This window comes from Acidiferrobacter sp. (assembly GCF_054609335.1).
Genome location: NZ_JBTRWP010000013.1, coordinates 1 through 26247 on the forward strand (window position 1 = coordinate 1; position 26247 = coordinate 26247).

General features: G+C 64.0%; 30 protein-coding genes. 9 read left to right on the forward strand and 21 right to left on the reverse strand.

Features of this window, described 5'->3' with window-relative positions:
• Both ACYCTF_RS04905 and ubiT read right to left on the reverse strand, forming a co-directional pair.
• A partial coding sequence (locus tag ACYCTF_RS04905; protein ID WP_461284585.1) for a class I SAM-dependent methyltransferase occupies positions 1–584 on the reverse strand: 584 nt, incomplete at its 3' end.
• Positions 585–781: 197 nt separating this feature from the next.
• Positions 782–1216 carry a ubiquinone anaerobic biosynthesis accessory factor UbiT gene (ubiT, locus tag ACYCTF_RS04910; protein WP_461282112.1) on the reverse strand — a complete coding sequence of 145 codons (435 nt, stop codon included), beginning with the start codon at positions 1214–1216 and terminating at the stop codon, positions 782–784.
• Between the two features lie 104 nt (positions 1217–1320).
• Between ubiT and ACYCTF_RS04915 the strand changes: the two genes are divergently transcribed.
• The 5 genes from ACYCTF_RS04915 (at position 1321) to ACYCTF_RS04935 (ending at position 6513) form a co-directional block, all read left to right on the forward strand.
• Positions 1321–2784, forward strand: coding sequence for a UbiD family decarboxylase (locus ACYCTF_RS04915; protein WP_461282111.1), 1464 nt, complete (start codon positions 1321–1323; stop codon positions 2782–2784).
• 67 nt (positions 2785–2851) lie between these two features.
• Entirely contained in the window at positions 2852–4225 is a 1374-nt protein-coding gene (gene hemN, locus ACYCTF_RS04920) for an oxygen-independent coproporphyrinogen III oxidase (protein ID WP_461284586.1), read from the forward strand.
• Positions 4226–4234: 9 nt separating this feature from the next.
• Positions 4235–4585: a c-type cytochrome gene (locus tag ACYCTF_RS04925; RefSeq protein ID WP_461282109.1), complete on the forward strand. Its 351-nt coding sequence runs from the start codon at positions 4235–4237 to the stop codon at positions 4583–4585.
• Positions 4586–4625: 40 nt separating this feature from the next.
• Complete coding sequence (locus ACYCTF_RS04930; RefSeq protein WP_461282137.1) at positions 4626–5813, forward strand: NAD(P)H-dependent flavin oxidoreductase; 1188 nt, start codon at positions 4626–4628, stop codon at positions 5811–5813.
• A gap of 10 nt (positions 5814–5823) precedes the next feature.
• A complete protein-coding gene (locus ACYCTF_RS04935; RefSeq protein ID WP_461282108.1) occupies positions 5824–6513 on the forward strand; it encodes a hemerythrin domain-containing protein in 690 nt (229 codons plus the stop codon).
• A gap of 50 nt (positions 6514–6563) precedes the next feature.
• Here the strand turns inward: ACYCTF_RS04935 and trhA are convergent, their stop codons facing one another.
• From trhA to ACYCTF_RS05010, 15 genes are all read right to left on the reverse strand, one after another.
• Positions 6564–7199, reverse strand: coding sequence for a PAQR family membrane homeostasis protein TrhA (gene trhA, locus ACYCTF_RS04940; protein ID WP_461282107.1), 636 nt, complete (start codon positions 7197–7199; stop codon positions 6564–6566).
• Between the two features lie 349 nt (positions 7200–7548).
• Positions 7549–8025 (reverse strand): hypothetical protein, encoded by a 477-nt coding sequence (locus ACYCTF_RS04945; RefSeq protein WP_461284587.1) that lies wholly within the window; start codon positions 8023–8025, stop codon positions 7549–7551.
• 15 nt (positions 8026–8040) lie between these two features.
• Positions 8041–8493: a phage holin family protein gene (locus ACYCTF_RS04950; protein WP_461282105.1), complete on the reverse strand. Its 453-nt coding sequence runs from the start codon at positions 8491–8493 to the stop codon at positions 8041–8043.
• A 7-nt stretch (positions 8494–8500) separates the two neighbouring features.
• A complete protein-coding gene (locus ACYCTF_RS04955) occupies positions 8501–8737 on the reverse strand; it encodes a hypothetical protein (protein ID WP_461282104.1) in 237 nt (78 codons plus the stop codon).
• A gap of 370 nt (positions 8738–9107) precedes the next feature.
• Entirely contained in the window at positions 9108–9902 is a 795-nt protein-coding gene (locus tag ACYCTF_RS04960; RefSeq protein WP_461282103.1) for a YdcF family protein, read from the reverse strand.
• Positions 9899–10858 carry a lipoyl synthase gene (gene lipA, locus ACYCTF_RS04965; RefSeq protein ID WP_461282102.1) on the reverse strand — a complete coding sequence of 320 codons (960 nt, stop codon included), beginning with the start codon at positions 10856–10858 and terminating at the stop codon, positions 9899–9901. Before lipA ends, ACYCTF_RS04960 begins: the two co-directional genes overlap by 4 nt.
• Positions 10821–11489: a lipoyl(octanoyl) transferase LipB gene (gene lipB, locus ACYCTF_RS04970; protein WP_461282101.1), complete on the reverse strand. Its 669-nt coding sequence runs from the start codon at positions 11487–11489 to the stop codon at positions 10821–10823. Before lipB ends, lipA begins: the two co-directional genes overlap by 38 nt.
• On the reverse strand, positions 11486–11773 hold the full coding sequence (locus ACYCTF_RS04975) for a YbeD family protein (protein ID WP_461282100.1): 288 nt from the start codon (positions 11771–11773) through the stop codon (positions 11486–11488). The genes lipB and ACYCTF_RS04975 overlap by 4 nt, the downstream gene beginning before the upstream one ends.
• Entirely contained in the window at positions 11774–12631 is an 858-nt protein-coding gene (locus ACYCTF_RS04980; protein ID WP_461282099.1) for an aminotransferase class IV, read from the reverse strand. It lies immediately after the preceding gene.
• 284 nt (positions 12632–12915) lie between these two features.
• On the reverse strand, positions 12916–13737 hold the full coding sequence (locus ACYCTF_RS04985) for a septal ring lytic transglycosylase RlpA family protein (protein ID WP_461282098.1): 822 nt from the start codon (positions 13735–13737) through the stop codon (positions 12916–12918).
• A 152-nt stretch (positions 13738–13889) separates the two neighbouring features.
• Complete coding sequence (rodA, locus tag ACYCTF_RS04990) at positions 13890–14969, reverse strand: rod shape-determining protein RodA (RefSeq protein WP_461282097.1); 1080 nt, start codon at positions 14967–14969, stop codon at positions 13890–13892.
• Positions 14966–16846, reverse strand: coding sequence for a penicillin-binding protein 2 (gene mrdA, locus ACYCTF_RS04995; RefSeq protein WP_461282096.1), 1881 nt, complete (start codon positions 16844–16846; stop codon positions 14966–14968). The genes rodA and mrdA overlap by 4 nt, the downstream gene beginning before the upstream one ends.
• 3 nt (positions 16847–16849) lie before the next feature.
• Positions 16850–17341 carry a rod shape-determining protein MreD gene (mreD, locus tag ACYCTF_RS05000; protein ID WP_461282095.1) on the reverse strand — a complete coding sequence of 164 codons (492 nt, stop codon included), beginning with the start codon at positions 17339–17341 and terminating at the stop codon, positions 16850–16852.
• Positions 17334–18197: a rod shape-determining protein MreC gene (gene mreC, locus ACYCTF_RS05005; RefSeq protein ID WP_461282094.1), complete on the reverse strand. Its 864-nt coding sequence runs from the start codon at positions 18195–18197 to the stop codon at positions 17334–17336. Before mreC ends, mreD begins: the two co-directional genes overlap by 8 nt.
• A gap of 63 nt (positions 18198–18260) precedes the next feature.
• Complete coding sequence (locus ACYCTF_RS05010) at positions 18261–19304, reverse strand: rod shape-determining protein (protein ID WP_461282093.1); 1044 nt, start codon at positions 19302–19304, stop codon at positions 18261–18263.
• A 133-nt stretch (positions 19305–19437) separates the two neighbouring features.
• On the opposite strand from ACYCTF_RS05010, the gene gatC reads away from it, so the two are divergent.
• The 4 genes from gatC (at position 19438) to ACYCTF_RS05030 (ending at position 23932) form a co-directional block, all read left to right on the forward strand.
• Positions 19438–19719 carry an Asp-tRNA(Asn)/Glu-tRNA(Gln) amidotransferase subunit GatC gene (gene gatC, locus ACYCTF_RS05015; RefSeq protein WP_461282092.1) on the forward strand — a complete coding sequence of 94 codons (282 nt, stop codon included), beginning with the start codon at positions 19438–19440 and terminating at the stop codon, positions 19717–19719.
• Positions 19720–19783: 64 nt separating this feature from the next.
• Positions 19784–21226 (forward strand): Asp-tRNA(Asn)/Glu-tRNA(Gln) amidotransferase subunit GatA, encoded by a 1443-nt coding sequence (gatA, locus tag ACYCTF_RS05020; RefSeq protein ID WP_461282091.1) that lies wholly within the window; start codon positions 19784–19786, stop codon positions 21224–21226.
• A gap of 10 nt (positions 21227–21236) precedes the next feature.
• Entirely contained in the window at positions 21237–22670 is a 1434-nt protein-coding gene (gene gatB / locus ACYCTF_RS05025) for an Asp-tRNA(Asn)/Glu-tRNA(Gln) amidotransferase subunit GatB (RefSeq protein WP_461282090.1), read from the forward strand.
• Positions 22671–22744: 74 nt separating this feature from the next.
• Positions 22745–23932: a patatin-like phospholipase family protein gene (locus tag ACYCTF_RS05030; protein ID WP_461282089.1), complete on the forward strand. Its 1188-nt coding sequence runs from the start codon at positions 22745–22747 to the stop codon at positions 23930–23932.
• An 81-nt stretch (positions 23933–24013) separates the two neighbouring features.
• On the opposite strand, the gene ACYCTF_RS05035 is transcribed toward ACYCTF_RS05030, so the two are convergent.
• From ACYCTF_RS05035 to ACYCTF_RS05050, 4 genes are all read right to left on the reverse strand, one after another.
• Positions 24014–24517, reverse strand: a complete 504-nt coding sequence (locus ACYCTF_RS05035) for an arsenate reductase ArsC (protein ID WP_461282088.1) — start codon at positions 24515–24517, stop codon at positions 24014–24016.
• 217 nt (positions 24518–24734) lie between these two features.
• The gene (locus tag ACYCTF_RS05040; protein ID WP_461282087.1) at positions 24735–25379 is read right to left on the reverse strand and encodes a class I SAM-dependent methyltransferase; all 645 of its coding nucleotides are present in this window, start codon (positions 25377–25379) and stop codon (positions 24735–24737) included.
• 172 nt (positions 25380–25551) lie between these two features.
• Complete coding sequence (locus tag ACYCTF_RS05045) at positions 25552–25938, reverse strand: type II toxin-antitoxin system VapC family toxin (RefSeq protein ID WP_461282086.1); 387 nt, start codon at positions 25936–25938, stop codon at positions 25552–25554.
• Between the two features lie 2 nt (positions 25939–25940).
• On the reverse strand, positions 25941–26186 hold the full coding sequence (locus ACYCTF_RS05050) for a type II toxin-antitoxin system Phd/YefM family antitoxin (protein WP_461282085.1): 246 nt from the start codon (positions 26184–26186) through the stop codon (positions 25941–25943).
• Positions 26187–26247 lie beyond the last annotated feature (61 nt).

Below are 26247 nucleotides of genomic sequence, written 5' to 3' on the forward strand. Positions count from 1 at the left end.
TCACCCCAGGCGAAGACATTCACGCGGGCGGGAGGCACGTTGCGCCATATGGTGTGGGAGTGCAGGCAGGTGATTTGCTGCGCCCAGTCGATGGCGCGACATCGTAGGCTGTAGGTAAACTGAATGAACGTGGCGCCCTTGGGCAGGATGGCGTCCAGGGCCGAACCGATCTGATCCACGGTACTTTTGGGCAGGGACTTCAAGGGGAGGCTCGATACCACGGTCGACACACGCTGCGCGCGCCATCCCAGCAGGTTCGCAAGGTCCGCCGCATCGCCCTCCAGGATGGTCACATCAGGGAACCGTTCCCGCAGGTGGGCGGCGAGCAAGGCCGATTTCTCGACGACTATGAGCCGTTCCGGTGCAACCCCGTGGGCCAGCAGCGAGGCGGTCACGACACCGGTGCCCGCGCCGAGCTCGACGATAAAGCCCTTGGAGGCGGCAACGGCCTGGGAGGCCATATAGTCGGCCAGATGCCTGGAACTGGGGCAGGCGGCGCCGACCGCCTGCGGGCCGGAGCAGATAGCGCGGGCAAAGAGCCGCAGGTCGGCTGGAAATAACGCCTCACCGATGCGTTTAAACACGCCTTTCCGCCACGATTTCTGGTCTGCCGGGCTCCCCAACTTCCCGCAGTCGCTTGCTATCCGGTGCATGAATTCCCCCGTTCGTTCGCCCCCGAGGAGCCGGGCACGACGTGGACCTTATGGATCAAGGATATCGCATGAGGCTGTAATTGCAACGCTCATACGACGGTCGTGCCGGAAGGAGGCTTCGACCGAGTCTAGGGGAGTACCGCGCGCAGCCGCTTTTTGTGGCGATAGATGGCGCTTTCGAGGGCATGTCGTAATTGCAGTGCGACGCCAGTGTCCCCCTCCACGCACAGTCTCCGATCGAAGAACAGTGCGTCGGCGTCCTCGGTTTGCAGGAGCAGGGCCAGAAACGACCGTACATCGCCCCGGATGCACGTTTTCCAAGGGTTGGGCGGGGCCGGCCACAGGCGCCCACCACGGATCACAAAGCCCAAAGCAAGATGCGGATTGCTTATCTCCAGGCATATGCGGGTGCCCGACAAGCCCGCCAGGGACTGGTCCGAGACGAGCAGGGCGTTGGCCATGAGTGCCCCGCCCAAGGCGATTGCCGGTGGCGGGACGAGCCTGACCCCGAGATCAATAGCGCGGGGTGCGGCGTACGAAACGATATCGGATAGGCGCGACATGGCGTCATTGTTCGTCGTTTCGCCCCCCCTTGGGTTGACGCGCGTCAAAGGTATTGCGTTGGATCAAGGGGTCGCGCGGGACGCCGTCGTATGCTTCTGCCACGATGTTTGCCGACATGCGCCAATTCCTTGGGCACCTCGAGCGCCACAAGCTTCTTGCGCGCGTTAGGGCGCCTGTGAGCGCGCACCTGGAAATCACTGAGATCTGTCGGCGCGCGATCATGGTGCAGGGCCCGGCATTACTGTTTGAGTCGGTCGATGGCGGCAAGATGCCGGTGATTGGCAACCTCTTCGGGACCCGGGATCGTGTCTTGCAGGCCATGGGCCTCGAGGACAGCGCCGCTCTGCGCTCCCTGGGGGAGTTGCTCGGGCGTATCAAGGAGCCGCGCTGGCCCCGTGATGCGCACGAAGCCGCCGGTCACCTTCCCATCATCGGCCGCTTGTGGGCGGCCCGCACCCGCATCGTGCGCGAGGGCGCGCCGGTCCACGAGTGCGTCCAGGAGGGCGCCGCCGTCGACCTCGAGACCCTGCCGATATCGCATTGTTGGCCCGAGGACGCGGGGCGCCTGCTTACCTTCGGTCTCGTGATCACCCGGCCGGGCGACGGCGGGCGACACAACGTCGCGATCTATCGCCAACAGCTTATCGGTCGCAATCGTCTCATCATGCGGTGGCTCGCGCACCGCGGCGGGGCCGGTGACTACGCCCGATTTCGCGAACTGCACCCGACCGAGCCGTTTCCGGTGGCAGTCGCCATAGGCGCCGATCCGGCCCTGACCCTGGCGGCGGTTGCGCCCATCCCCGACACCTTGTCTGAATACCAGTTTGCCGGGCTTTTGCGCGGCACCCGTACCGAGCTCACGCAGGCTGGCAACGGGCTCCTGGTGCCGGCCCGCGCCGAGATCGTGCTCGAGGGTGTCATCGCCCCCGAGGATACCGCCCTCGAGGGACCATTCGGGGACCACACCGGTTACTACAACGCCCAAGACCGATTTCCGGTGATGACAGTCACGCGCGTCACGCATCGCCACGCCCCGCTCTACCAGACGACCTATATGGGGCGCGCGCCCCATGACGAACCGTCGGTGCTGGCAAGCGCCCTGAACGAGGTATTTGTACCCCTGCTCCAGCAGCAGTTTCCCGAGATCACCGATTTCTATCTGCCCCCCGAGGCGTGTTCCTACCGGATCGCGGTTGTCAGTATTCGCAAGCGCTATCCGGGCCATGCCCGGCGCATCATGATGGGGGTCTGGTCATATCTGCGCCAGTTCACCTACACCAAGTTCGTGATCGTGACGGATGATGACATCGATATCCGCAACTGGTCCGAGGTGATATGGGCGCTCGTGACCCGAGCCGACCCGGCGCGCGATAGCGTCCTATTGACGGACACGCCGATCGATTACCTGGATTTCGCAAGCCCCGTGGCCGGTCTGGGGGGCAAGATGGGGCTGGATGCCACCCTGAAAAGCCCGCCCGAGGTGACCCGGCCGCCCGGGCGGCCCATACGTCCCGATGCCCACACGCAGGCCGCGGTCGCGCACATTTGCGAGGGCCTCGGCCTCTGAGCGCATTGATGAATGTCAAGGCACGCCCGGGGTTGGAAGGGGTACTTTCGTGTTTTAGGGTTATCTTATGAATGTCGACTTTGACGCATCCCTCATCGCCCGTTATGGTGAGTCGGCGCCGCGCTACACGTCTTACCCCCCGGCCACGCAATTCCATGGCCAGTTCGGGGCTGAGGACCTGAGCCGGGCGCTTGCGGGCCGACCCGCGGGGCAGGCTTGGTCGCTCTACGTCCATGTCCCCTTTTGCGAATCCGTGTGTTATTACTGCGCCTGCAACAAGACCGTCACCAAGCACCATGAGCGCGCCGAGCCCTATGTGACGCGTGTGGCCAGGGAACTTCAGCTGCTGTCGCCCGCGATCGGCGCGCGGCCCCCGTTGGATCAACTCCACTGGGGTGGTGGCACGCCGACCTTTCTTAGTCACGACGAGATGCGCGTTCTCATGTGCGCCATCGCCGAGCGCTTCGCCTTGCGCCCCGATGACACCGGCGAGTATTCGATTGAGATCGATCCCCGTCACGCGCCAGACGCGACCTTGGCGCTCCTTAGGACGCTCGGCTTCAATCGCCTGAGCCTTGGCGTTCAGGACTTTGACCCCGCCGTCCAGCGCGCCATCAACCGCGAGCAGTCCTTCGCGCTCGTGCGTCATGTCGCGCAGACCGCACGTTCGCTTGGGTTCCGTTCGTTGAGCGTCGACCTGATCTATGGCCTCCCGCGGCAGACCCGCGACAGCTTTGCCCGCACCCTCGAGCGCCTGCTCGAGATCTCGCCGGATCGGGTGTCCTTATTCAATTACGCGCATCTTCCGCAGCGTTTCAAGCCTCAGCGGCGCATAGACGCATCGGCGATCCCGGACGGCTTGACCAAAATGGCGATCTTAAGTGGGACGGTCGAGGCGCTGATGGCCGCGGGCTACGTCTACATTGGTCTGGATCATTTCGCCAAGGCCGATGACGAGCTCTCGCGCGCGCAGCGCGAGCGGACGCTGGCGCGCAATTTCCAGGGGTATTCGACACGCGGACATCTCGACGTGCTGGGCGTAGGGGCCTCCGCGGTCAGCCGCATAGGGGACGTCTACAGCCAAAACGCCTGGGACCTGAAGGAGTACGAGGACCTCGTGGATCAAGGGAAGCTGCCAGTCCGCCGTGGGTTTGAGTTGAGCGCCGACGACGCCTTGCGCCGCGAGGTGATCAACGACCTCTTGTGCCATATGGAGTGTGATGTGGCGGCCCTCGAGGCCCGGCATGCCCTGCGGTTCGCGACCTACTTCTCGTCTGAATTGGCGCACCTCGAGTCCTTCGTCCAAGACGGGCTTGTGGAGGTGAATGACCAAAAGATCGTCGTGACCCCGCGTGGCCAGATGTTGGTCCGCGCCATCTGTGCAGTGTTCGATCGCTATTTACCGGTCGTCGATCGGCGTCTCTTTTCGCGCGTCGTCTAGGAGAGTCTCATGTCGTACCCGCTGCGCCGCCTGGCCTTGATCCTGGCCCTATTGCCCGCTGTCGCCTCTGCCAAAATGCTGACCGGGCGTCAGGTCTTCGACCAGACCTGTCACGTCTGCCACGCCCGCGGTGTGGCGGGCGCGCCCCAGGTCGGTGACCGCTCGGCGTGGCGCAAGCATCTCGATAAGGGGCTCAAGGTTCTCTACGCCCATGCGATTCGAGGCTATTACGGCTACAGCTTCATGCCGCCCAAGGGCGGTAATGAGTCTTTGACGGATAGCGAGGTACGCGCCGCCGTCCGCTACATGGTAGCTACGGTGAGCACGAAAGCGCCGCGGGCCCTTGATCCGCGTCAATGAACCACCGGGCCGTCGGCCTAAGCTCGGACTCATGACATCCATCATCGCGTCGCATCTACCGAAGCTGAACCTCAGGGGCCGTCAGTTGTTGCCCATATTCCAGGGGGGGATGGGTGTGGCGATCTCCGCCCATAAGCTTGCCTCGGCCGTGGCCCGCGAGGGTGCGGTCGGCACCATCGCGAGCGTCGATCTACGTCACCTCCATCCGGATATCATGACGCGTCTACGGCGTTGCCGGGATACCAAGAAGATGCTCGATGGGAACCTCGAGGCCTTGGATCGCGAGGTGAAGGCGGCCCGCGCCGCCGCTGGGCCCGCGGCCTTTATCGCCGTCAATGTCATGCGCGCCATCAATCATTACGCTGACTTCGTGCGCCAGGCCTGTCAGAGCGGAGCGAACGCCATCGTCATGGGGGCCGGATTGCCGCTCGACCTCCCGGAGCTCACGGAAGGCCACGACGTGGCGCTAATCCCCATCCTCTCCGAGGAGCGCGGGATTGACGTCCTCCTGCGCAAGTGGATGCGTAAGGGTCGGCTCCCCGACGCCATTGTGATCGAGCACCCCGCGCACGCCGGTGGGCATCTGGGCGCTCCACGGCTGGCCGACGTCGATTCCTCGCGCTTCGATTTTCGTCATGTGCTTCAGGAGGCCTTGGCGCTCTTCAAGAAGCTGGGCCTCGCTGCCGAGCGCATACCGCTCATTCCGGCGGGTGGTATCGGATCGTTTCGGGCGATCCGCGAACTACTCGATCACGGGGCTTCGGGGGTGCAGCTTGGAACTGCATTCGCGGTGACCGAGGAGTGTGACGCCCACCCGAACTTCAAGAAGGTGTTGGCAGAGGCGCGTCGCGAGGACATCGTTACGTTCATGAGCGCCGCCGGTCTGCCCGCGCGCGCGGTTCTGACGCCGTGGCTCAAACGCTATCTCGCGCGCGAGAGCGTGCTGAAGTCCCGTGCCACCAGCCGCTGCGGCGGTTGCGCAAGCCGTCTCGAGTGCCTGAGTCACTGTGGGTTCAAGGATGGCAATCCCGATGCTGGACAGTTTTGTATCGAGACTCAGTTGGCCGCCGCAGCCAAGGGCAATGTCGAGCACGGACTGTTCTTTCGCGGCGGATCCAGCCTGCCCTTCGGTCAGGAGATCCGGCCTGTCCGCGACCTCCTCGAGTACCTTTTGACGGGCGTGCGTCCTGCGCTTGCGCAGGCCTCGGCCATCTCCATGACCGCCTGAGAGGCCCTTTATGTCATGTTGTTATGTCCTCGACCTGCGTCTCGCGCCTCAAGGTGTGCCGGCCGCCACCTACGCCTATTCCATTCTGCGCGAGATGGGGCCTGGCGAGACGATGCGGATCTGGAGCCCGGACGAACCGATGCTCTTCATGGCGCAACTGCAAAACCACATGCGTCACACGCTCGTCTGTGAGATCACGACTGACGGCCAGGGCTATTTGATCACGCTGCACATCCGCGGTCCGCACGAGCCGCTCGCGCTCGCCGATACGCTGCGGCGCGACCACGACGACATGGATGCTTGCCTTGTGCGCGCGCTTGCCGGGGCCGGCGCCGGACGCTGGAGCGAGGCCGCAGCCGAGGTGGCGCGTCTCGACCGCGCCTTGCGGGCCCACATTCTCCTCGAAAACGAAGTTCTGGCGCCGCTCGCCGTGCGTGAGGCGCCGGAGTCGACCTTACTCATTCGTCGGGAACACGACGACATCCTGATCCAGTTGGACGCGCTACAGGAGGTGTGCCAGGCCCCCGAGCAATCCTGCACCGAGCTGGACACGTGGCTCGGTCTGTTGGCCGCGACCCTCAACAAGCACGAGTATCGCGAGGAGTCCTTGCTGTTTGGGCTCTGGGAACGGGCGTCCGCGGTCGCAGGGGCCCGCTTCCTTGATGAGGTCCGTCGAAGGTTGTCCCCCGCAGTCTCCTGAGTCACCCCCTGGCACCGTCCGAGACTGCAGTCGCAATAGGCTTACCTTCCCTAGCTCGCCCGCACCGGGGCAAGCCCGATATAAAACAGTACGGCGCAGTATTGGGCAATGCTCCCCGCCAGCACGAATAGATGCCAGATCTCGTGGCCGAAGCGCCATTTTTCGTCGAAGATGAAAAAGATGACACCCACGGTATAGAACACCCCGCCGGCGGCAAGCCACCAGAATCCGCCGGGCGCCAAGTGACGCATGAGCGGCTGCAGGGCGATGACGATGAGCCAGCCCATGACGACATACAGGATCACCGACAGTCGCCGCGACTTTTGGGGAATGAACTCCTGGACGATGCCGGTGATCGCCAGGCCCCAGAGGATGCCGAACAGCGACCAACCCCATGGACCTCTCAAAGGTCCTAGCACGAAGGGCGTGTACGTTCCGGCGATCAGGAGATAGATGGCGACGTGGTCTAGTCGCTGGAAGACGGCCCGCGCCCGCCCGCCGAGCCCATGGTAGAGGCCAGACATCGCGTACAGGAATATGAGCGTGAGCCCGTAGATGCTGAAGCTTACGATCCGCCACGGGTCCGCCCGTAGCGCCGCGAACACGATCAAAACGACCGTTCCCACGAGCGCGAGCGCTCCGCCTACGATGTGGCTTATGCTGTTGAACAATTCCTCACGACGCATGGGCGATCCCTTGTAAGGGTGGTCCCCCTCCCCGAACGCGACCCTTGCCATCGGTGTCTTGTTGTCATGGCAGGCGCTGTCGTCCAGTTTAGGCAGGCTCTTCTTTTGGGACAAGCGGGTTCGGAGGCGCGCGTCATCCGCCCCATTCTTGTCGGCCACTATGCGGGGTAGGCCGGCATTTAATCGGCGTGCGCAGCGTCCGACGGGAGCTGCGCGGCTGCCGGCCTTTATGGTCTAGGTTTTCGGTACGCCTGTGGGGTGAATGGGCCCTGACGCGGTGCAAGGCCCCGCCTCTTGCCGCACGGTGGCGCGCTCGGTGGGGTTTGGGTCCGGGAGGACCCTTGCTTCGTCACGAGCGCCGGGGCCCGCCGTTTCTGAAGCTTTCGGCGATCGATTGGGTGAGGTGACTTAGGAGCGGTTTGGCAGCCTCGATCAGCAAGGCACTGAATTCCGGTCCGTCGGCGAGCTTCACGCCGGCCCAGTATTCGGGGTCGCGCGGCGGCAGCTGCTCCCCTTCGTCGCGCCGTCCCTGGAGGTAGGCGCCCTCAAGCTCCCGGGTCAAGGCGCTCGTGCGGTGGCTTTGGGGACCGTGCAGGCGGCGGCCAAGCAATACGCCTACGCCTACGCCTACGCTCAGACCGACGGTCGCAAGCGGGTGTTCGAGGGCCCACCGCATCGGGAACGTGATTTGACGCTCGAATTGTTCCATCACTCCTCCGACCCGCGCGCCCAAGGCGTCAAGCGTGTCGGCAAGATCGCGCCGGTGCCGCTCGGCCTCCTGCCGAGCCTTTTCGGAGGAATACACCTCGACTACCTCGTCGCTCATGCAGGCCCCTTTGTCTCAAAGTTTCTTCCACTCTTCCTGGAGGAACGTTTTGTCGGCTTGGATCTCAGACCGCGTATTCTTCAGGCGTGCGTCTTGCCCGATGCGCTTGGCGTGCCGCATCGCCATGCCCCCGCCGATACCCGTGAAAAGCACGCCTATGATAAGGGCGCTCGCCCAGAAACTCGCCATGGAGGAGACGGTTCCCGCCAACAGATCCGCAAGCCCGATAATAAGAAAGGCAAGCAGACTGAAGAGGCCGAGTAAGGCTATGGCGCTATAGGCGGCGGCTTTCATGGCGTCGGCTATGATGGCGCGGGTGCTCTCTTCGATCTCGAGTTTGATGACGTTGGCTTCGCTGCGGATGATGGCGAAGGCCTCGTCGGCGGCATGGCGAAGCAGGCTTTTCAGCGACAGGCCGTCCGCCGCTGGCTCCGGTCCCATGGTCTCGGGATTCCATTGGGTAGCCATCTCCGGCCTACCGTTGGATGAACTTGCCGAGAATGACGCCCACGGCGAACCCTATGGCGATGCTTGCGCCTGGATGGTCCCGTATGCGCCGTTCGAGGTCACGGCGCATCGCCTCGGCATCGTGCTCGGAGACGTACGCGCTCACCTTTCGGAACAAACTCAACGCCTCCTCGACATAGGGGTTGGCGGGGGCCGTAGCGAACTCGGCATTGTCTTCGGGAGAAACTTGTTCGGCGACACCCATGGCGGCCTCCGCTTACGGTTTCCACAAGGGTAAATCACCAAGGGGGCTCAGGAAAATCGGACCTTCAGATCGGTTGCCGTCCTCGCTCCCCAAAGAAGGGAGATCCCTGGGGCGCTCACGCCCAAGCGCCTTTAGTCGCTTCGATGGATTCTTGGGCGAAACGCCTGACCGTGCGGTTCATATCTCCGCAAGCGTGATTTTCCGCCTATAGGGCGGTAGTTCAGCGAATCGCTGGCACCCCCAAGCCAAGGCGCGGATAGGGTCCGGACGGGGTCGCCGCCACGCCACGACCGAAGGCAATCCCGGCGGGACCCGTCCCTGGTCTGAGAGGCCATCGGCCCCTGACGGCACGGCTCGTCGCGCACCGAGCTCAGCCGTGACTTATGAAGTGGGCCAAGGGCGCGGGGAGCAAGGCGGTCGCCCGTACCCAGGCGAGCCCGATCATTTCGTGGAAGATTACGGCCGTCAGGGCGAGGGCGTGGGCGTTTGGGAGATAGGCCAGGATGGTCGTATCGCGCCGTGAACGCGTCACGAAGTCGGTCGGGGCGGGTACGACCTTGAAGCCCGCGCGGCGGAAGAGTGCTACGGCGCGCGGCATGTGCCAGGCCTGTGTCACGAGGAAGATAGTGTGGATCTTCTGGGAGTGCAGGATCGCCCAGGAATACTCCGCGTTTTGCGCGGTCGTCTTGGAGCTCGCCTCCACCCATTCCACTGGGGTTGCAAAATCGTGCTTCAAGACGCGCCGCATGAGCAGTGCCGCGGGGGTTCCTTTGAGCGGGGCCCCGCCCGAGGCCAGGATGGGCAGCCGGGTTTCGCGAAACAGGCGGGCGGCATAGGCGAGCCGTGCGAGCGTGTCGATGCCGACTGTGGTGCGCCCGCCGTACTCCGGGGCGTCGTGGTAGCGTCCGGCGGCCAAAACCACGATGGCGCGGGGGCCTATCGGGAGCGGGCGATGCAGGGCGGGATCGCTCTCCCAGCTTCGCGCAAGCGCCGAGCTCACAGCCGGCAGGCTCATAACGACCAGCCCCGCCCAAGACAACGTGGTAATCGCCGTACCCACCTTGTGCCTGCGTGCGACGATCAATACGAGGCCTACGGCCATCGGCAGCAGAAAGAGCCCGGGCGGCGTCACGAAGGCGTTCACGAGCCCGTGCCAGACGATCACGTCCCCACCGACTCCCCAGCGGCTTGGCGATCGGCATGATAGGAAGAGCGCACGAGCGGGCCGCTTGCGACGTTGGTGAAACCAAGCCCGCGCGCCCAGTCGCCGATCTCGGCGAACTCATCCGGGCTCACATAACGGTCCACGGGCAGGTGCGCCAGGCTCGGCCGCAGATATTGTCCGATCGTGAGCCACTCGCAGCCGTGCGCGCGCAGATCGGCGAGCGTTTGCTCGATCTCCGTGCGGCTCTCGCCTAGGCCTACCATGAGGCCGGATTTTGTGGGGATGTTCGGATAGCGGTCCTTGAAGGCCTTCAGAAGCGCGAGCGACCCCTGGTAGTCGGCGCCGGGTCGCACCGCCTTATAGAGGCGCGGCACGGTCTCCATGTTGTGATTGAAGATATCCGGGGGTGCTGCGGCGAGCGCCTCCAAGGCCACCCCCACGCGACCCCGAAAATCCGGTACCAGGGTCTCTATGCGGACGGTGGGCGCGGCCGCGCGTATCGCGCCGACGCAGGAGGCGAAGTGCGCCCCTCCGCCGTCGCGCAGGTCATCGCGATCGACCGAGGTGACGACCACGAAGCGAAGATTCATGGCCGCTATGGCCTGCGCCAGGTGTCGGGGCTCGTCGGGATCCAGGGGGTCGGGACGGCCGTGGGCCACGTCGCAAAACGGGCAGCGACGGGTACAGAGCCGCCCCATGATCATGAATGTCGCGGTTCCATGCCCAAAGCATTCGCCGATGTTCGGGCACGACGCCTCCTCACATACGCTATGGAGGGCGTGGTCGCGCAGGATGGCCTTCAGGCGCCCGACCTCGGGCGAGAGCGGCGAGCGTACGCGTAACCAGGCGGGCTTGGGCGCGGACTTCGAAGCCTCTTGTGCTACCCGGACCTTGATCTTTTCGATCCCCTTAAGCGCTCTAGGGGAGGTTGGGCGCGGATCGGGTGTCTGTGGCATGTGCGTCGGTTTCCGGGTGATGTCTCAAACGGGTTAAGAGTTCTGGTATCAGAACCGCCGCCACCCGGTCGATATCCCCGGGCCCTCCGCAGTCGGCGATCTGCGTCATGCGCAGGCCTTGGTAACCGCAGGGCGCGATGGCCGTGAAGGGGCGGAGGTCCATGGCCACGTTCAAGGCGAGCCCATGATAGCTACGCCCGCCGCGGATACGCAATCCCAGGGACGCGATCTTGGCGTCCCCGACATAGACCCCGGGCGCGCCTGCGCGTGTCGTCGCGTCTTTGATGTGAAAGCGCGCGAGTGTGTCCTGAACGGACGACTCCAGGGCCGATACCAGATGCCGGACGCCCATTTTGCGGCGCGTAAGATCGATGAGGGCATACACGATGAGCTGGCCCGGCCCATGATAGGTCAGGTCGCCCCCTCGATCGGTGTCCACGGTCGGGATCGGGCCGGGAGGTGAGGGTTCTTTCGCGTTGCGTCCGCGCGTGTAAACGGGGGCGTGTTCGAGTACCCAGATCTCGTCGGGCGTGTCCCCCGAGCGTCCCTCGCTGAACTCGCGCATCGCCCGCCAGCTGTCATGGAAATTCACTATTCCCTGCAAACGGCGGACCTTCGGGTCCTCGATCATAGGGCCATGAGAACTTCGGGTGAGGCGCTCAAGGCCTCATAGATGGCATCGAGCTGCGCCCGCCCCAGGGCGCGGATGGTGAGCGTGATGGCGACATAATTGCCGCCACGGCTCTCGCGATGTGTGGTGGATAGCAAATCCTGGGGCCCGATGTGCCGTGAGACGATCTCATGCACCAAGGCCTCGAAGCGCGCCGATCGTTTGCCGACCGCCTTGATGTCGATCGTGCAGGGGAAGGTCAGGAGCTCGGGCGTCTTGCTGTCGTGTCCGTTCGCTGTCGCCACTTAAGTCCTCGTGCCTATGCGCACTTCCTCCTTGAAGGTCTGGAAGGCCGCGTGCAGGCGACGGAATACCGGGCCCAGCCGACCGTCTCCCACCGGTCTGTCATCGATGCGCGTCACCGCCGCCACTTCGCGGCCGGAGCTCGTGATGAAGACTTCGTCGGCCCCTAAAAGTTCGGCGCGGGATGGTGCGCGCTCCTCGAACGGTATACCGAGTCCGGCGGCCAGTTCCAGGACCACATCGCGCGTCACCCCGCCCAGTATAAGATGGTTACGCGGGGCTGTGAGCAGCCGTCCTGCGCGCACCACAAAGACATTGCTCACCGCGCCCTCGTTGACCCGATCGTCTCGCACCAGCAGGGCCTCTTCGGCGCCACGTGCCGCGGCCTCTTGCGCCAGCAAGACATTGGCGATGAGCGATGCTGTCTTGATGTCGCAGCGAGTCCATCGGATGTCATCACAGAGAATGGCGCTGATTTCATAACCCGTGCCCACTCCCGTTTCCGGTACACGTGGCCGGGCGTAGGCAAACACCGTGAGTGGGGCGTTTGCGGGGAACGTATGTTGACGGGGCGCTGCCCCGCGTGTCACCTGCAGGTACACCGTCCCCTCGCCGGAAGGCAGGGTCTCCGCGAGCCGCGCGAATACCGCGGACCACGTGACGGTGAGCGCGTTCATATCCATGCCGACTGCGAGCATACTGGCCTTGAGGCGCGACAGATGGGTCGCCTCCCGGAACAGCCGGTATCCATACACCGGGATGACTTCGTAGACGCTGTCTCCGAAGATAAACCCCCGATCGAAGACCGATACGCACGCGTCCTCCCCAGGTATCCAGTCGCCGTTCAGGTACACGAGCATGAGTTGGTCCTCTGACTGCGGCGCGGTTTCTTCTTGGAGCGCAGATCGTGGGCGCGGCCCCGTTGGCTGGGCTCGCCCGCATGATGGCGCTTGAGAAAGCGGGTCGGGCGTGGGACGAACCGCTCAATGGGATCCATTATAAGGGAGCTTGGGGCGCGCGCGCCAGTTGATGAGGACGTGGCGATGGGGCTTCAGGTGGGTCTCGCGCAAGCCTTCACGGCCCCAGCAAAGGTGGTTTGGCCTGACAGACCATCGTTTTGGCGCGGCGAGGCCTAAGGTTGACCTCATGGATCGACGATAAGGCCGCGTCCCATGCCCTCGCGCGACAGCCGGACGAGTAGCGCCTGTGCCGCGCCCCGATCCGCTTCCGGCCCCACGCGCACGAGATAAAGGCCACGGCCATGGGTATCGTCGTGCAGCACATGAAGATCCCGGAGCCCTTTTCCTCGCAGGCGCCGCACCAGCCGATCGGCGTCCTGTCGCCGCAGGAAGGCGCCAACCTGTACGAAGAAGGATCGGTGCGCCGCGTGATGGGGCCCGAAGACGTCCGGTCCGCGGTGTCGCGTCGGGGTGACACGCTTCTCGCCCGGCGCCAAGCCCTCGACTATGACGGGCGCGGTGCCGGTGGCGATCACGCCGAGACGGGCGGCTGCGGCATAAGAGAGATCTATGATGCGCCCCGGGTAAAACGGCCCGCGATCATTGATACGGACGACTACGCTCTTACCATTATTGAGGTTGCGCACCAGCGCATAGGACGGCAGCGGCAGGACTTTGCTTGCGGCCGTCATGGCATACATGTTGTAGGTCTCCCCGTCCGACGTCTTTTGCCCATTGAAGGGGATCCCGTACCAGGAGGCGATCCCGCGTCGCCGATAACCGGCCGCGGTCTTGAGCGGGTAGTAGGTGCGGCCGTTTACGGTATAGGGGCTGTTGCCGTAGGGGCTCAAGGCCAGCTTGCGGGGTACGGCGGCGCGGACGGAAAGGTTCGCCGGGTTGCGATAGCCAGTGCTTGGCAGAAGGCCGCAGCCGCTGAGTGCCGCCGCCAAGCCCAGGGCCGCCAGCGCTCGCCCGCTATCGGCCTTAAATCGACAGCCGCTGCGCATGTCTCGGGCTCTCCTCCGATGAGTGTCCCAGGATACAACGCGGGCGACCTCGACAAAACTCCTGATAAGGGATGCGCCCACTCGACCATCGATTGCGTGGCCTTTGGCGGGGTGCTCGGCCCCAAGTGCGCTTGCGTTGTCGCCGCGTGTTCTCAATTGACCAGGCGACGATGGCTGTGAATGCTCATCAGAACTCCGAGGCCCGCCATAATGATGAGGAGAGAGGTGCCGCCGTAACTCAAAAGCGGCAGCGGCACGCCCACCACCGGGAGTATCCCGGCCACCATGCCCATATTGATGAAGACGTCGAAGAAGAACAGGATCGACAGAGAACCTGCGAGCAGTCGGGAGTAGGTGTCTTGCGCCGCGAACGCGATGCGCAGTCCGCGATAGACGATGAAGAGGTACAGGGCGAGCAGGGCCAGATTCCCGAAAAGCCCGAATTCCTGGCTGAACACCGCGAACGCGAAGTCCGTCGTGCTGTCGGGCAGAAAATGCAGGTGGGCCTGACTGCTGCTTAGCCAGCCTTGCCCGAACAGGCCCCCGGAGCCGACGGCGATCATAGCTTGGATGGCGTGGTAGCCGGCCCCCAGGGGATCGGCTTCTGGGTGGAACAGGATATAGATGCGCTGCCGCTGATAGTGGTGCATGTGGGCCCAGAGGACCGGGGCGGCAGCGGCACCCATTATCAGCACCGTAAGCATTGTCCGCCAGCCTATGCCGGCCAGGAATAGGACGATGATGCCCGACAAGAAGACGATGAGCGAGGTTCCAAGATCCGGCTCCTTGGCGATCAGGAGCACCGGGACGAGCAGGATCAGGGTCGCTCCGACGAGACGGCCGAGACGTGCCGGAAGGTGTCCGCGCGCAAAGAACCATGACAGGGCCATCGGCACGAAAAGCTTCATGAACTCGGAGGGCTGTATGGATAGCGGTCCGAGCGCGATCCAGCGGCGCGCGCCGAAGCGGACAGCCCCAATCGCCAGTACCGCGACGAGCCCCAGTATGCCGACTGCGAAGACCGCGACTGACCAGCGCCGGTAGGTCTCGGGCGGGATCTGCGCCAAGATGATCATGACGGCGAAACCGACCAAGAGGTGCATGGCGTCATCTGCTGCGAAATGCACGCTCTCGCCGCTTGCGCTATAGAGAACCACGAGACTGATCACCCCCAATATGAGCAGGGCCATGAATAGGGGCTTGTCAAGGTGCCAACGTTCGAAGAGGCTCATGGCGTGGTCCTGGCTTGCGCGATTTGCGGGCGCGATTGGTTTTGTGTCCGCGCATGCACATGGCCCAAGAGGTAGAAGTTCATGAGGGCGCGGGCGATCGGGGCGGCGGCGAGCGCGCCGAAGCCGGCGTGCTCGACGATGACCGCGATGGCGATGCGCGGATTTTTGACGGGCGCGAAGGCCATGAACAAGGCGTCGGACCGGATGTGCTTGCCCTTATAGTTGGGCACGACGCTCCAGAGTTGCGCGGTCCCGGTCTTGCCGGCGACCCTGTAGGGGAGTCCGTAGGCGATGCCGCGCGCGGTCCCGTGCGGACCTTCGACCACTTGCGTCATGTCTCGAATCAGGCGCTTCAGGCTGTTTTTGCGCCGTCGCGGTATAGCGGGGTAGGCGTAGGGCTTCTTGTAGTGCACATGGTGGGTGACCGGGTTCACGATGCCGCGCACCACCTCCGGCCGCATGCGCACGCCGTGATTTGCGATTGCCGCAACGGCATCGGCGAGTTGCAGCGGGGTGACGAGCAGCGGCCCTTGGCCGATTCCCGTGATGATCGTTTGGCCGGGGTACCAGGGCCTTCCGCTCGCCTTGATCCACGCTTGGGTGGGCACGAGCCCGCGATATTCGCCCGGCAGATCGATGCCGGTCTTATGTCCGAACCCGAAGTAGCCGAGGTAGCGGGTCATGCGATCGATGCCCTGCTTGAAGGCTAGGTGATAAAAGTACACGTCACAGGACTGCTCTATCGCGTCTTTCAGATCGACGCGGCCCATACCCAGCGGCTTCCAGCAATGAAAGAGGTGGGTGCTGTGGGGTAGATGATAATAGCCAGGACACATGACGCGCTTGTGCGGGTTGAACCAGTGTGTTTGCAGGGCCGCGTAGGCGAAAAACGGTTTTATGGTCGAGCCCGGCGGGTACAGACCATTCAAGGCGCGGTTGTCCAGAGGGCCTGCAGGGTTTGTGGCCAGGGCCTTGTAGGTCTTCTCGCGAATCCCGTTGACGAAGGGGTTGGGGTCGTAAATGGGACTGCTTATGAGGGTGAGCACCGCGCCCGTTCGGGGGTCGAGCGCGACCACGCTGCCCGGACGGTTGGCGAGCATCTGCTCTCCGATGGCCTGCATCTGCGCATCGATGTTCAGGTAGAGGTTACGGCCGGCGCGCGGCAGGATGCGCTTCAGGACCTTAACGGCCCGTCCTCGCGCGTCCATCTCGACATCCTTGAAGCCGATGCGCCCCATGAGGTCTTTCTGGTAGCTTTTTTCCACGCCCAGTTGACCGATATGGCGGTAGCCGAAATACCGTTCCGCCTTTTGCCCTTGCAGTTCGCCGCGTGTGATGCGGCTGACATAGCCTATGGCCCCGGTGGCCAGTCCGCCCAGAGGGTAGTAGCGACGCAGGCGGGCATGGAGGGTCGCGCCTTCGAGACGCGTGAGGTTCACGGCCACGCGGGCGGCCTCGGCCTCACTCAAGTGCGCGCGCAGCGTGACGTTCTGAAAGGGCTTGCGCTGCGCAAGCCGCCTGCGGAAGTCACGCAAGTCCTGCGCATTCAGCGCTACGAGTGGTTTGAGCTTGGCGAGGAGTCGCTGCATGTCGGGGACTCGGTCGGGCGTCACCTGCAGGGTGAATACGGGAAAGTCGTCGGCCAGGACCACGCCGTTGCGGTCGAGTATGAGTCCGCGGGCAGGCGCGATGGGCAGCGCGCTTACGCGGTTGTTCTGGGCGAGGGTCGCGTAATAGCGGTGTTTGACGACCTGAAGATAGCCCAGGCGCGTCACGAGCCCCAGCACGAGAAGCGTCCCGAGAATCGCCGCGATCAGTACCCGCGATTCGAAAAGTCGAAGTTCCTGAGAGTCGTTTTTGAGAGGGATATAGCGCATGGCTCAGCTGATCTTGGCGCGCCGGCGCACCTCCCGAAGGATGCCGAACAGGAATGGCCATAGGACCACGTTCGCGATCATGGGCGCCGTATCGCTCCAGAGGGGTGGGTGCCCGCGGACCAGGGACTTGATCATGATAAGCATAAGGTCGCTCAACGCGACCAAAGTTCCCACCGCGAGCGACTGTTGCCAGCGCGGAAACATGCGCAGCCTCAGCGTGAAGCGCAGTGTGAGATAGGCGAGCAGGGCCTTGGCGAGCGCCTGCTCCCCGAGGAGCGAACCATAGAGGACATCGAGAAAAAGCCCGAGGACCCAGCCGCTACCGACGCCGATGCGCTCGGGAAGCGCCATGCACCAGTAGACGAGCACCAAGGCCGCCCAGTCGGGTCGTAGCAGCTGGATGGAGCTGGGGAGCGGCACGATCGCCAGTATCATCGCCGCGAGGAAGCTCGCGAAGATGAGTGCGCGCTGTTTGAGGGTAAGGGGATTATCCATGACGCATTCCCTGGCCCTTCGAAGCTTTGCGGGGCCACAAGAGCAGGACGTGCGTATGGTAACCAAGGCGCGCAAGCGGCACGGCGCGGATCTTGAGGAAGGCGAGGTTGGGATTGCTCGTGACCTCGGTCACGCGCGCCACCGGATAGCCCGGCGGGTAGACACCTCCCAGACCTGAGCTCGCGAGGATGTCTCCGGGACGTATGTCGGCAGTGACGGTGAGGTAAGGGACCTTCAGGCGATCTTGCGAACCCGTTCCAAAGGCGATGGCGCGTAGACCGTTGCGTTCGGAGACCACAGGTATGCCGCTATCGGGGTCTGTGATGAGCATGACCTGGCTCGTGTGGGGGCCCACCGAGACCACTTGACCAATAATGCCATGGACATCGATCACGGCCTGCCCGAGGAATACGTGATTGTGTGCGCCCTCATCGAGCGTCAATCGCTGCGAAAACGGCCCGGAGCTCACGTCCAGGACATGCGCGAGGCTTACGCGATAGCCGGGCACGGGGGCCCCGTGGAGGAGCGCGGTCATATGGGTGACCTCGGCGCGCAGGGCGCCCGCTTGCGAGGCCTCGACTGCCAACTGCCGATTCTCAGCTTCGAGTCGGGCGTTGTCGCGGCGCAGGTGCGTGTTCGTGCGCAGGCCCCGAAAGGCCTCGTATCCCGCCGAGAAGGGGAGCGCCGCCAGTTCTTGCAGGGGGTAGCTTGCCCGTAGGACGGTGTTCCGTATCACGCGCGTACCCTGATCGTCGTGCGAGTCCGCGACCATGAGGGCCACTGAGGCGCAAACGACCAAGATAAGCTTGGTAAGGTTGGACGGTCGTTTGATAGACCAGCCAAGGAATGTGCCCATGCGTTTACCACAAATGAGGAGGCAACGCGGCCGCCGCCCAAGGCGGCGCCGCCCGGCCGGGGGTTATTCGTAAGCGAACACGTCCCCCAGGACCTCCATTTCCTGGAGTGCGCGACCGCAGCCGCGGGCCACACACGTTAAGGGATCGTCGGTGATCACGATGGGCAGCCCGGTCTCTTCCATCAGCATGCGGTCGATGTCCCGCAAGAGCGCACCACCCCCGGTTACGACCAGACCCTTCTCGGCGATGTCGGCGCCCAGCTCGGGAGGTGTTTGCTCGAGGGCGAGCCGGATGGCGGCCACGATGCCGGCTAGGCCCTCGCTCAAGGCCAGATGCACCTCTTTGCTGTTCAAGACCAGGCTGCGGGGCACGCCGTCGGCAATGTGGCGTCCCTTGACCTCCATTTGCCGCACCTCGCTGTTCTGCCAGGCGGTGCCGATATCCTTCTTGATCTTCTCGGCTGTCGCTTCGCCGATTAGGAGGCCGTACTTGCGGCGCACATAGCCTATGATCGCCTCATCCATTTTGTCGCCGGCGATGCGCAACGAGCTCGAATAGACGAGGCCGCCCAGCGAAATGACACCCACCTCGCTGGTCCCGCCCCCGATGTCGAGCACCATCGAGCCGGTCGGCTCGGCGATCGGGAGGTCGGCGCCTATGGCGGCCGCCATCGGTTCCTCGATCAGGTAGACCTCGCTTGCCCCCGCCTTTTGCGCCGATTCGCGGATCGCCCGCCGCTCGACCTGTGTGGAGCCGCAGGGTACGCAGATCACGATACGCGGGCTCGGTTGGAAGATGCGGCGTTCGTGGACCTTGCGTATGAAGTACTTGAGCATCTCGCCTGTCACCGTGAAATCGGCGATGACGCCGTCTTTCATGGGGCGAATGGCCTGAATGCTGCCGGGGGTCCGTCCCAGCATACGTTTTGCCTCCATCCCGACCGCGAGGATATTCCGCCCGCCCCGCGACCCAAACTCCTGCCTGATGGCGACCACCGACGGTTCGTTCAGGATGATCCCTTTGTCGCGAACGTAGATGAGGGTGTTGGCGGTGCCGAGGTCGATGGCAAGGTCGTTGGAGAAGTAGGATCGGAGCCGTCCAAACATAGAGTTTGTATCCCTTAAGCTTTAGGGTGGGGGGATTAAAATCGGCTTACTCTATCAACCGGCCCCCATGGGTTCAACCAGAGGCTGAAATGTGGTAGCGTGCAACGGATCAACGTTGCATCGGATTCCCCTTTTGAACGCGGAAGAAATCGAAAAAGTAGCCCATCTTGCCCGTTTGGGTCTGAATCGGGAAGAGCGGGAGGCGTACGCGCTGGATCTGTCCCGGATTCTCGACCTCGTTTCGCAGATGAATGCCGTAGCGACCGATGGGGTGGAACCGATGACCCACCCGGACGAGGCGGGGCTCAGACTTCGACCGGATGCGGTGAGCGGCGAGATCGACCGTGATCGGCTGCTTGCCATAGCCCCCAAGACCCGTGACGGGCTCTATCTGGTGCCCAAGGTCATCGAGTGACGAGGCGCGGGATGGCTTCTCGCGACCCCGTATATCAGGCTCACCACCCCTCAAGGACACCCTTTTGACGCTCACGATCACCAAAATTGCCGAGGATCTCGCGGCCGGCCGTTGTTCCAGCCGCGAGATCGTGGACGACCTTCTTGTGCGTATCAAGGCCCATAGCGCGTTAAACGCCTTTATTTCGGTGGACGAAGACGCGGCGCGCCAGGGCGCTGATGCCGCGGATCGGGCGCGGCGTGCGGGGGGTGGCGTGCTGGCGGGCGTACCGATCGCGCACAAGGACATTTTCTGCACCTCCGGCGTCAAGACCACCTGTGGGTCGCGTATGCTGGCCGATTTCGTGCCGCCTTACGATGCGACCGTCGTCGAAAAAATGAAGGCCGCCGGCTGCGTCATGGTCGGCAAGACCAACATGGACGAGTTCGCCATGGGCTCGTCGAATGAGACCTCGTTTTTTGGGCCGGTCCGCAACCCCTGGGACCCGCAGCGGGTGCCGGGCGGGAGCTCGGGGGGCTCGGCGGCGGCCGTCGCCGCGCGCCTCGTGCCGGGGGCGACCGGTACGGATACCGGCGGTTCGATCCGTCAGCCGGCGGCCCTGTGCGGCATTACGGGCTTGAAGCCAAGCTATGGACGCGTGTCCCGCTATGGCCTGATCGCTTTTGCCTCCTCGCTCGATCAGGCCGGTCCCCTGGCCCAAAGCGCCGCCGATTGTGCCCATCTGTTGTCGGCCATGGCCGGTTTCGACGTGCGCGACGCGACCTCGCTCGACGTCCCGGTCCCGGATTATGCTGCCACGCTTGGAAAAGATCTGAAGGGCCTGCGCATAGGGGTCGTGAAAGAGCATTTCGCGCAGGGGGTGGAGCCGGCGGTCCTGGACGTCCTGCGCGAGGCCTTGCGGGAGTATGAGCGCCAGGGCGCGGTGCTGGTCGACGTGAGTCTGCCCAATAGCGCCCATGCGGTGCCCTGCTATTACGTGCTGGCCCCGGCCGAGGCCTCCTCTAATCTCGCGCGCTACGATGGCGTGCGATACGGTTTTCGTGCCGCCGAGTACAAGGATCTCGAGGATATGTACAAGAAGACGCGCAGCGAGGGCTTCGGTCCTGAGGTCAAGCGACGCATCATGATAGGGACTTACGCGCTCTCGGCCGGCTACTACGATGCTTATTACCTGAAGGCCCTGAAGCTGCGCCGTCTCATCGCCGATGATTTTGCCCGCGCTTTCGAGCGTTGCGACGTGCTCGCGGGCCCAGCCTCTCCGTCCACCGCCTTTGCGCTCGGCGCCAAGAATACCGATCCTGTGTCAATGTACCTGAACGATATTTTCACCATTCCCGTCAATCTCGCCGGGCTGCCCGCGCTTTCGATGCCGGCCGGATTCGTCGGCGGCTTGCCGGTCGGTATGCAACTCATCGGCCGCTATCTGGACGAGGCGCGTCTCTTGAACGTGGCGCATAGGTTTCAGGAAGTGACGGACTGGCACGCACGCGTGCCAGCCGGGATCTAGGGGGGCGACCATGGAGTGGGAGACGGTTATCGGGCTCGAAGTGCACGCCCAGCTTAAGACTAAGAGCAAGATCTTTTCGGGCGCGCCCACGGCCTACGGGGCGGCACCGAACACCCAGGCGAACGTCGTCGACGCCGCGCTCCCCGGAGTCCTGCCGGTATTGAACGGCGAGGCGGTGCGTATGGCGGCGCGGCTCGGGCTCGCCATTGGCGCGACCGTGCACAAGCGATCGGTGTTCGCGCGCAAAAACTATTTTTACCCGGACCTGCCGAAGGGTTATCAGATCAGCCAGTACGAGCACCCCATTGTCGAGCGCGGACGGCTTGCGATCACGACGGCTTCCGGCGAGAAGGTCATCGGTATCACGCGCGCCCACCTCGAGGAGGACGCCGGAAAGTCGCTGCACGAGGACATGGGCGGTTTTACGGGCATCGATCTGAACCGCGCGGGGACGCCGCTCCTGGAGATCGTCTCCGAGCCGGACATGCGTTCGGCGGCCGAGGCGGTGGCCTACCTGAAGACCCTCCATACCCTGGTGCGCTATCTCGAGATTTGTGATGGCAACATGCAGGAGGGTTCGTTCCGCTGCGATGCGAACGTGTCGGTGCGGCCCCTGGGGGAGGCCCGTCTTGGGACGCGCGCGGAGCTGAAGAACATCAACTCCTTCCGCTTTGTGGAGCGGGCCATAGAGTACGAGGTGCGCCGCCAGATCGCCCTGCTCTCCTCCGGCGGTCAGGTGCGCCAGGAGACCCGGCTCTATGATTCAGCGCGCGATGAGACACGTTCCATGCGCAGCAAGGAAGAGGCGAACGATTATCGATATTTTCCCGATCCGGACTTGCCGACCCTCTTATTGACCGAGGCCTTCCTGGTCGAGGTGAGAGACGCGATGCCCGAGTTGCCCGACGCCAAGCGGCGTCGCTTTTGCGCACAGTATGGCCTCTCTCTCTATGATGCCGGGGTGCTCACGGCAAGCCGCGAGCTCGCGCAATATTACGAGGACGCGGTCGAGGCCGCGGGCCTTGAGCCTAAGCTCGTCGCCAATTGGGTGGCGGGGGAACTCGCTGCGCGTCTGAACGAGGAAGGGCTCGACATCGCCTGCGCGAAGGTGACGGCGCAGGCGCTGGCGGGCCTCGTGCGTCGGGTGGCTGACGGCACGGTGTCCGGGAAGATGGCGAAGGATGTTTTCGAGGCCATGTGGGCGGGCGAGGGTGACGCCGATGCGATCATCGCCTCGCGCGGATTACGCCAGATCTCCGACGATTCGGCGATCGAAGAGGTCGTAAGGCAAGTGATCGCCGCCAATCCGAAGCAGTTGGCCCAGTACCGGGCCGGCGAGGAGAAGGTGTTTACCTTCTTTGTCGGCCAGACCATGAAGGCGAGCCGCGGCAAGGCCAACCCCGCCAAGGTGAACGAAATCCTGAAGCGCCTCCTCGCCCCCTAGCGGGGCGCTTCTCCGCCCGCCGTCTCCTGGCCCCACGAGGGCCAGGATGGCTCGCAGCGTCTACACTCTTCCTTGTGGATCGCGAATCGAAAGTGGCGCTTGTGATGTCGGGCGGCGGGGCGCACGCGGCCTATCAGGTCGGCGTGTTGCGGGCGGTCGCCCGCCTATTGCCGCGCGGCGTTGCGAACCCCTTTAGCATTTATTGCGGCACCTCGGCCGGCGCCATCAACGCGGCGGTTTTGGCGGCCCACGCCGATGCCCTGCGCGTCGGCGTGGGCCGCCTCACGGGGGTTTGGGGGCGATTCGCGGTGGAGGATGTCTTCGCGGTCGATTGGGGGACGCTCGCGAGCACCGCCTACCGTTGGTTTTCAGGTTTGGCCTTCGGGCGCCTCGGCCGACCGCTGCCACCTGCGCTCCTCGATCGCGCGCCGCTGGCACGGCTGCTCGCGACCCGCCTGCCGCTCGCCGGTATCGGCGCCAGTATTCGAAGCGGCCAGCTCCACGCCATCGGCGTGACGGCATCGTCCTACGCCACCGGTCAATCCGTCACGTTTTTCGAGGGCGCGTCGGAATGCAGGCCCTGGCATCGAGCCGACCGCGTGGGTGTCGCAGGTGCGCTTTCGATCGCCCACCTGCTCGCCTCTTCGGCCATTCCGTTTGTCTTCGAACCTGTAGCTGTCGACGGCGAGTATTACGGTGATGGCTCCATGCGCCAAACCGCGCCCTTGAGCGCCGCGTTGCATTTAGGCGCGCGGCGGCTTTTTGTCATCGGCGCGCAAAGCTCGGTCTCACGGCTCACCCGCTTCGGGGGTTCCCCATCTCCGGCGCATATCGCCGCCCACGTCCTGAACAGCATCTTCCTCGAGGGTCTGGACGCCGACCTCGAGCGTCTGGAGCGCGTGAATCAGACGGTGCGGGCCATGGCCCAACGGGGCGCGGCGCCCGCCGCTGGACTCTCCGATATCGCCTGTTTCGCCCTGCACCCGAGTGAGGACCTGGCGGCCTTGGCGGCCCCGTACTATCAGACCTTGCCGCGAGCGCTCCGGTTCTTTCTCGGCGCCCTGGCGCGTCACGGACGGGCCGACGCCGGGCTTGCCAGCTATCTCTTGTTCCAACGCGGCTATTGCCGCCATCTCATGGCCCTGGGTTACGCCGATGCCCTGCGCGAGGCCGCGTCGATACGCGCGTTTCTCGATCGTCCCGAGCGGGAACAGGCGGCGGCCGGTCGTGCGGCGCGGACGGCCCCTCGCGCGCTGCTCTGAGGGTTCCGGTCGACGCTTTCGCGTCCGCCGCTTCTTGAGGTCTCGACGGATCCGGTCGCCCGTTCCCAAGGGCGGGCCGCCCTACGCGCGACGCGACGGGGCGCGGTCCGGGGTCAAAGCACCGATGGCGTCGAGCTCGATCTTCAGGCGGACGGGGTCTTTTGCCAGGATCGGCAAGGGCAGTGCCAGGAAGGTCTCGATGCGGTGGCGGATGATGCGATAGGCGTCGCGGAAGGCCTGTTCGATCTCCGTCTCGCTGCCCGTCGCCCGGGCCGGATCGGCAACTCCCCAATGGCTGCGCACCGCAGGTCCGATGTAAGCGGGGCAGGTCTCGCCCGCCGCGCTCGCGCAGAGGGTGATGACGATCTCCGGCCGCGTCGGCAGGTCGTCCCATGATTTACTTGCGAGCCCTTCCGTGGATAGGCCTTCCCGTTCCAGCAAGGCCAGTGCACGCGGATGCACGTAGCCCGCGGGATGGCTGCCCGCGCTCATCGCTGTCAGGGGCTCCGGGGCCAGGTGTCGGAATATGGCCTCGGCGAGGACCGAGCGACAGGAGTTTCCGGTGCAAAGAAAAAGGACGTTCATGGCGCGAATCTCCGAGGCATCATGGTCTGTAAGGCGCGCATCATTATGGCGATCCCGGGCCGGGTCAAGGAAGCGCCCCTCGGCCATCATTCCGGTGTGCGCGGTCTGTCCCCGCACCTTCGCCGGGATAGGGGTAGCCGCAAGGCGGGTGCGCGCCGTCGCCCCATGGTGGCTCGAACATGCTGGGCCGCGCTCATGACGGCCGTATGACACGGTTCTACGACCGCTTTTCGCCCGAGACCACGATCAGGGCCCCCAAGGGCAGGATGTGGGGCAGCAAACGCTCGGCAAGCCGCGCCACAGGGCTGCCGGAGGGCATGAAGATGGTGGAGTGGACCGCCAGATCGCGCACCGCCAGGCCCGAAAACAGCTCCAGGACTTCCTTCTTGTCGTGCCACCGCGCCCCCCGGTAGGCGCCGCTTCCGCCATCGCACCCTTTCTCGCGATACAGCAGGCTTCCGCGATGGAGCCATCCGATCGCGAAATGTTGGCGCGCGACCCGCACGGCCTCGGCCACGGCCCCACGCTCATCCTCGACGAAGCACAAGGCCGCGACCGACACGACGTGATCGAAGCTCCCATCCGCGAAAGGCAAGGCCTGGGCATCCCCCGCGACCCATTGAAGCCCGTTCTCTGATCGGCTGCGGGCAAAGGACAACCAGTCGGCGCGGATATCGAGGCCCGTGGCGATGAGGCCCTGCGCCGCGAAGCGTCGGGTAAACCACCCCGTGCCGCACCCGATATCGAGCAGCGTCTCGCCGGCCCGCGCGCGTAGACGGGTATCCAGCAGACGGCATTCGGCCGTCCCCACCCAGTACCCGCGGGCGCTTGCGTACCAGGCTTCATAAGAAGTGGCGTCCATTATGAGCCTCTTTATCTCTGAGAGGGCCTCCCTTACGTCCCTCACGAAACCTGACCACCACACCCTCTGGGGCATCAGATATAGCGGTCGTGCTCAACCTGACGAAGAAGTTCTTTTGGAGGATGCTCGGAGCCGAGATAGCCAGGCTGCGTGGGCCGGCCTCAAGGGGTCGTCAAATCTTGATGATAGTATCGCTGTAGCGCGCTATCAGCGGATCATGCGTCATCAGGCGCATCGGTTCGACAAGCGCCTGGGCAATCAGGATGCGATCAAATGGGTCCTGGTGATGCGGCGGCAGATTCTCAACCGATGTTGCATGTTCTGTGTCGACTGACAAGAAGCGATAGCCGGACTCACGGAAGTAGCTTGCCGCGTCGAGGCTGGATACAGGCATGTCGCCCCGCCCGAGCGCATGTTTGATGGCAATTTCCCAGATAGACGCGGCGCTGATCCAGATCGACGATCTCGGCGACTCAATGATCTCGCGTGCCTGTTTTGACAGCTTTGGGCTATCGGTGATCGCCCATAGGGCGACATGCGTATCGAGAAGGAGGTTCAAGGCTACCGATGATCGTCGAGGAGCAGGCGTGCAACCTCTTCGTTACAGGAATCGATGCTATCAGGTATTTGGAATTTCCCCTTAGCGACACCGATGCGTTTGCCGACAGGCACGGTATCTATCGGTACCAGCTTGGCGGCTGGGCGACCATTGCGGGCGATCACGATCTCGCGCTCCCGCCCTTGCTCGATCGCCTCAACCAGGCGCGACAAGGAGGACTTCGCCTGCAACATATTGATGGACGCCATGGTTTTCTCCGAAAGACGAGCAGACTTAGTCTAGTCGAACCAATATGGAAAGTCAAAGATC

Excerpts from the sequence above, each read along its gene's own strand:
- ubiT (WP_461282112.1), bottom strand. The coding sequence starts at position 1,216 with ATGTCGCGCCTATCCGATATCGTTTCGTACGCCGCACCCCGCGCTATT.
- ACYCTF_RS04915 (WP_461282111.1), top strand. The coding sequence starts at position 1,321 with ATGTTTGCCGACATGCGCCAATTCCTTGGGCACCTCGAGCGCCACAAG.
- hemN (WP_461284586.1), top strand. The coding sequence starts at position 2,852 with ATGAATGTCGACTTTGACGCATCCCTCATCGCCCGTTATGGTGAGTCG.
- ACYCTF_RS04925 (WP_461282109.1), top strand. The coding sequence starts at position 4,235 with ATGTCGTACCCGCTGCGCCGCCTGGCCTTGATCCTGGCCCTATTGCCC.
- ACYCTF_RS04935 (WP_461282108.1), top strand. The coding sequence starts at position 5,824 with ATGTCATGTTGTTATGTCCTCGACCTGCGTCTCGCGCCTCAAGGTGTG.
- trhA (WP_461282107.1), bottom strand. The coding sequence starts at position 7,199 with ATGCGTCGTGAGGAATTGTTCAACAGCATAAGCCACATCGTAGGCGGA.
- ACYCTF_RS04945 (WP_461284587.1), bottom strand. The coding sequence starts at position 8,025 with ATGAGCGACGAGGTAGTCGAGGTGTATTCCTCCGAAAAGGCTCGGCAG.
- ACYCTF_RS04950 (WP_461282105.1), bottom strand. The coding sequence starts at position 8,493 with ATGGCTACCCAATGGAATCCCGAGACCATGGGACCGGAGCCAGCGGCG.
- ACYCTF_RS04955 (WP_461282104.1), bottom strand. The coding sequence starts at position 8,737 with ATGGGTGTCGCCGAACAAGTTTCTCCCGAAGACAATGCCGAGTTCGCT.
- lipA (WP_461282102.1), bottom strand. The coding sequence starts at position 10,858 with ATGCCACAGACACCCGATCCGCGCCCAACCTCCCCTAGAGCGCTTAAG.
- lipB (WP_461282101.1), bottom strand. The coding sequence starts at position 11,489 with ATGATCGAGGACCCGAAGGTCCGCCGTTTGCAGGGAATAGTGAATTTC.
- ACYCTF_RS04980 (WP_461282099.1), bottom strand. The coding sequence starts at position 12,631 with ATGCTCGTGTACCTGAACGGCGACTGGATACCTGGGGAGGACGCGTGC.
- ACYCTF_RS04985 (WP_461282098.1), bottom strand. The coding sequence starts at position 13,737 with ATGCGCAGCGGCTGTCGATTTAAGGCCGATAGCGGGCGAGCGCTGGCG.
- rodA (WP_461282097.1), bottom strand. The coding sequence starts at position 14,969 with ATGAGCCTCTTCGAACGTTGGCACCTTGACAAGCCCCTATTCATGGCC.
- mrdA (WP_461282096.1), bottom strand. The coding sequence starts at position 16,846 with ATGCGCTATATCCCTCTCAAAAACGACTCTCAGGAACTTCGACTTTTC.
- mreD (WP_461282095.1), bottom strand. The coding sequence starts at position 17,341 with ATGGATAATCCCCTTACCCTCAAACAGCGCGCACTCATCTTCGCGAGC.
- mreC (WP_461282094.1), bottom strand. The coding sequence starts at position 18,197 with ATGGGCACATTCCTTGGCTGGTCTATCAAACGACCGTCCAACCTTACC.
- ACYCTF_RS05010 (WP_461282093.1), bottom strand. The coding sequence starts at position 19,304 with ATGTTTGGACGGCTCCGATCCTACTTCTCCAACGACCTTGCCATCGAC.
- gatB (WP_461282090.1), top strand. The coding sequence starts at position 21,237 with ATGGAGTGGGAGACGGTTATCGGGCTCGAAGTGCACGCCCAGCTTAAG.
- ACYCTF_RS05035 (WP_461282088.1), bottom strand. The coding sequence starts at position 24,517 with ATGAACGTCCTTTTTCTTTGCACCGGAAACTCCTGTCGCTCGGTCCTC.
- ACYCTF_RS05040 (WP_461282087.1), bottom strand. The coding sequence starts at position 25,379 with ATGGACGCCACTTCTTATGAAGCCTGGTACGCAAGCGCCCGCGGGTAC.
- ACYCTF_RS05050 (WP_461282085.1), bottom strand. The coding sequence starts at position 26,186 with ATGGCGTCCATCAATATGTTGCAGGCGAAGTCCTCCTTGTCGCGCCTG.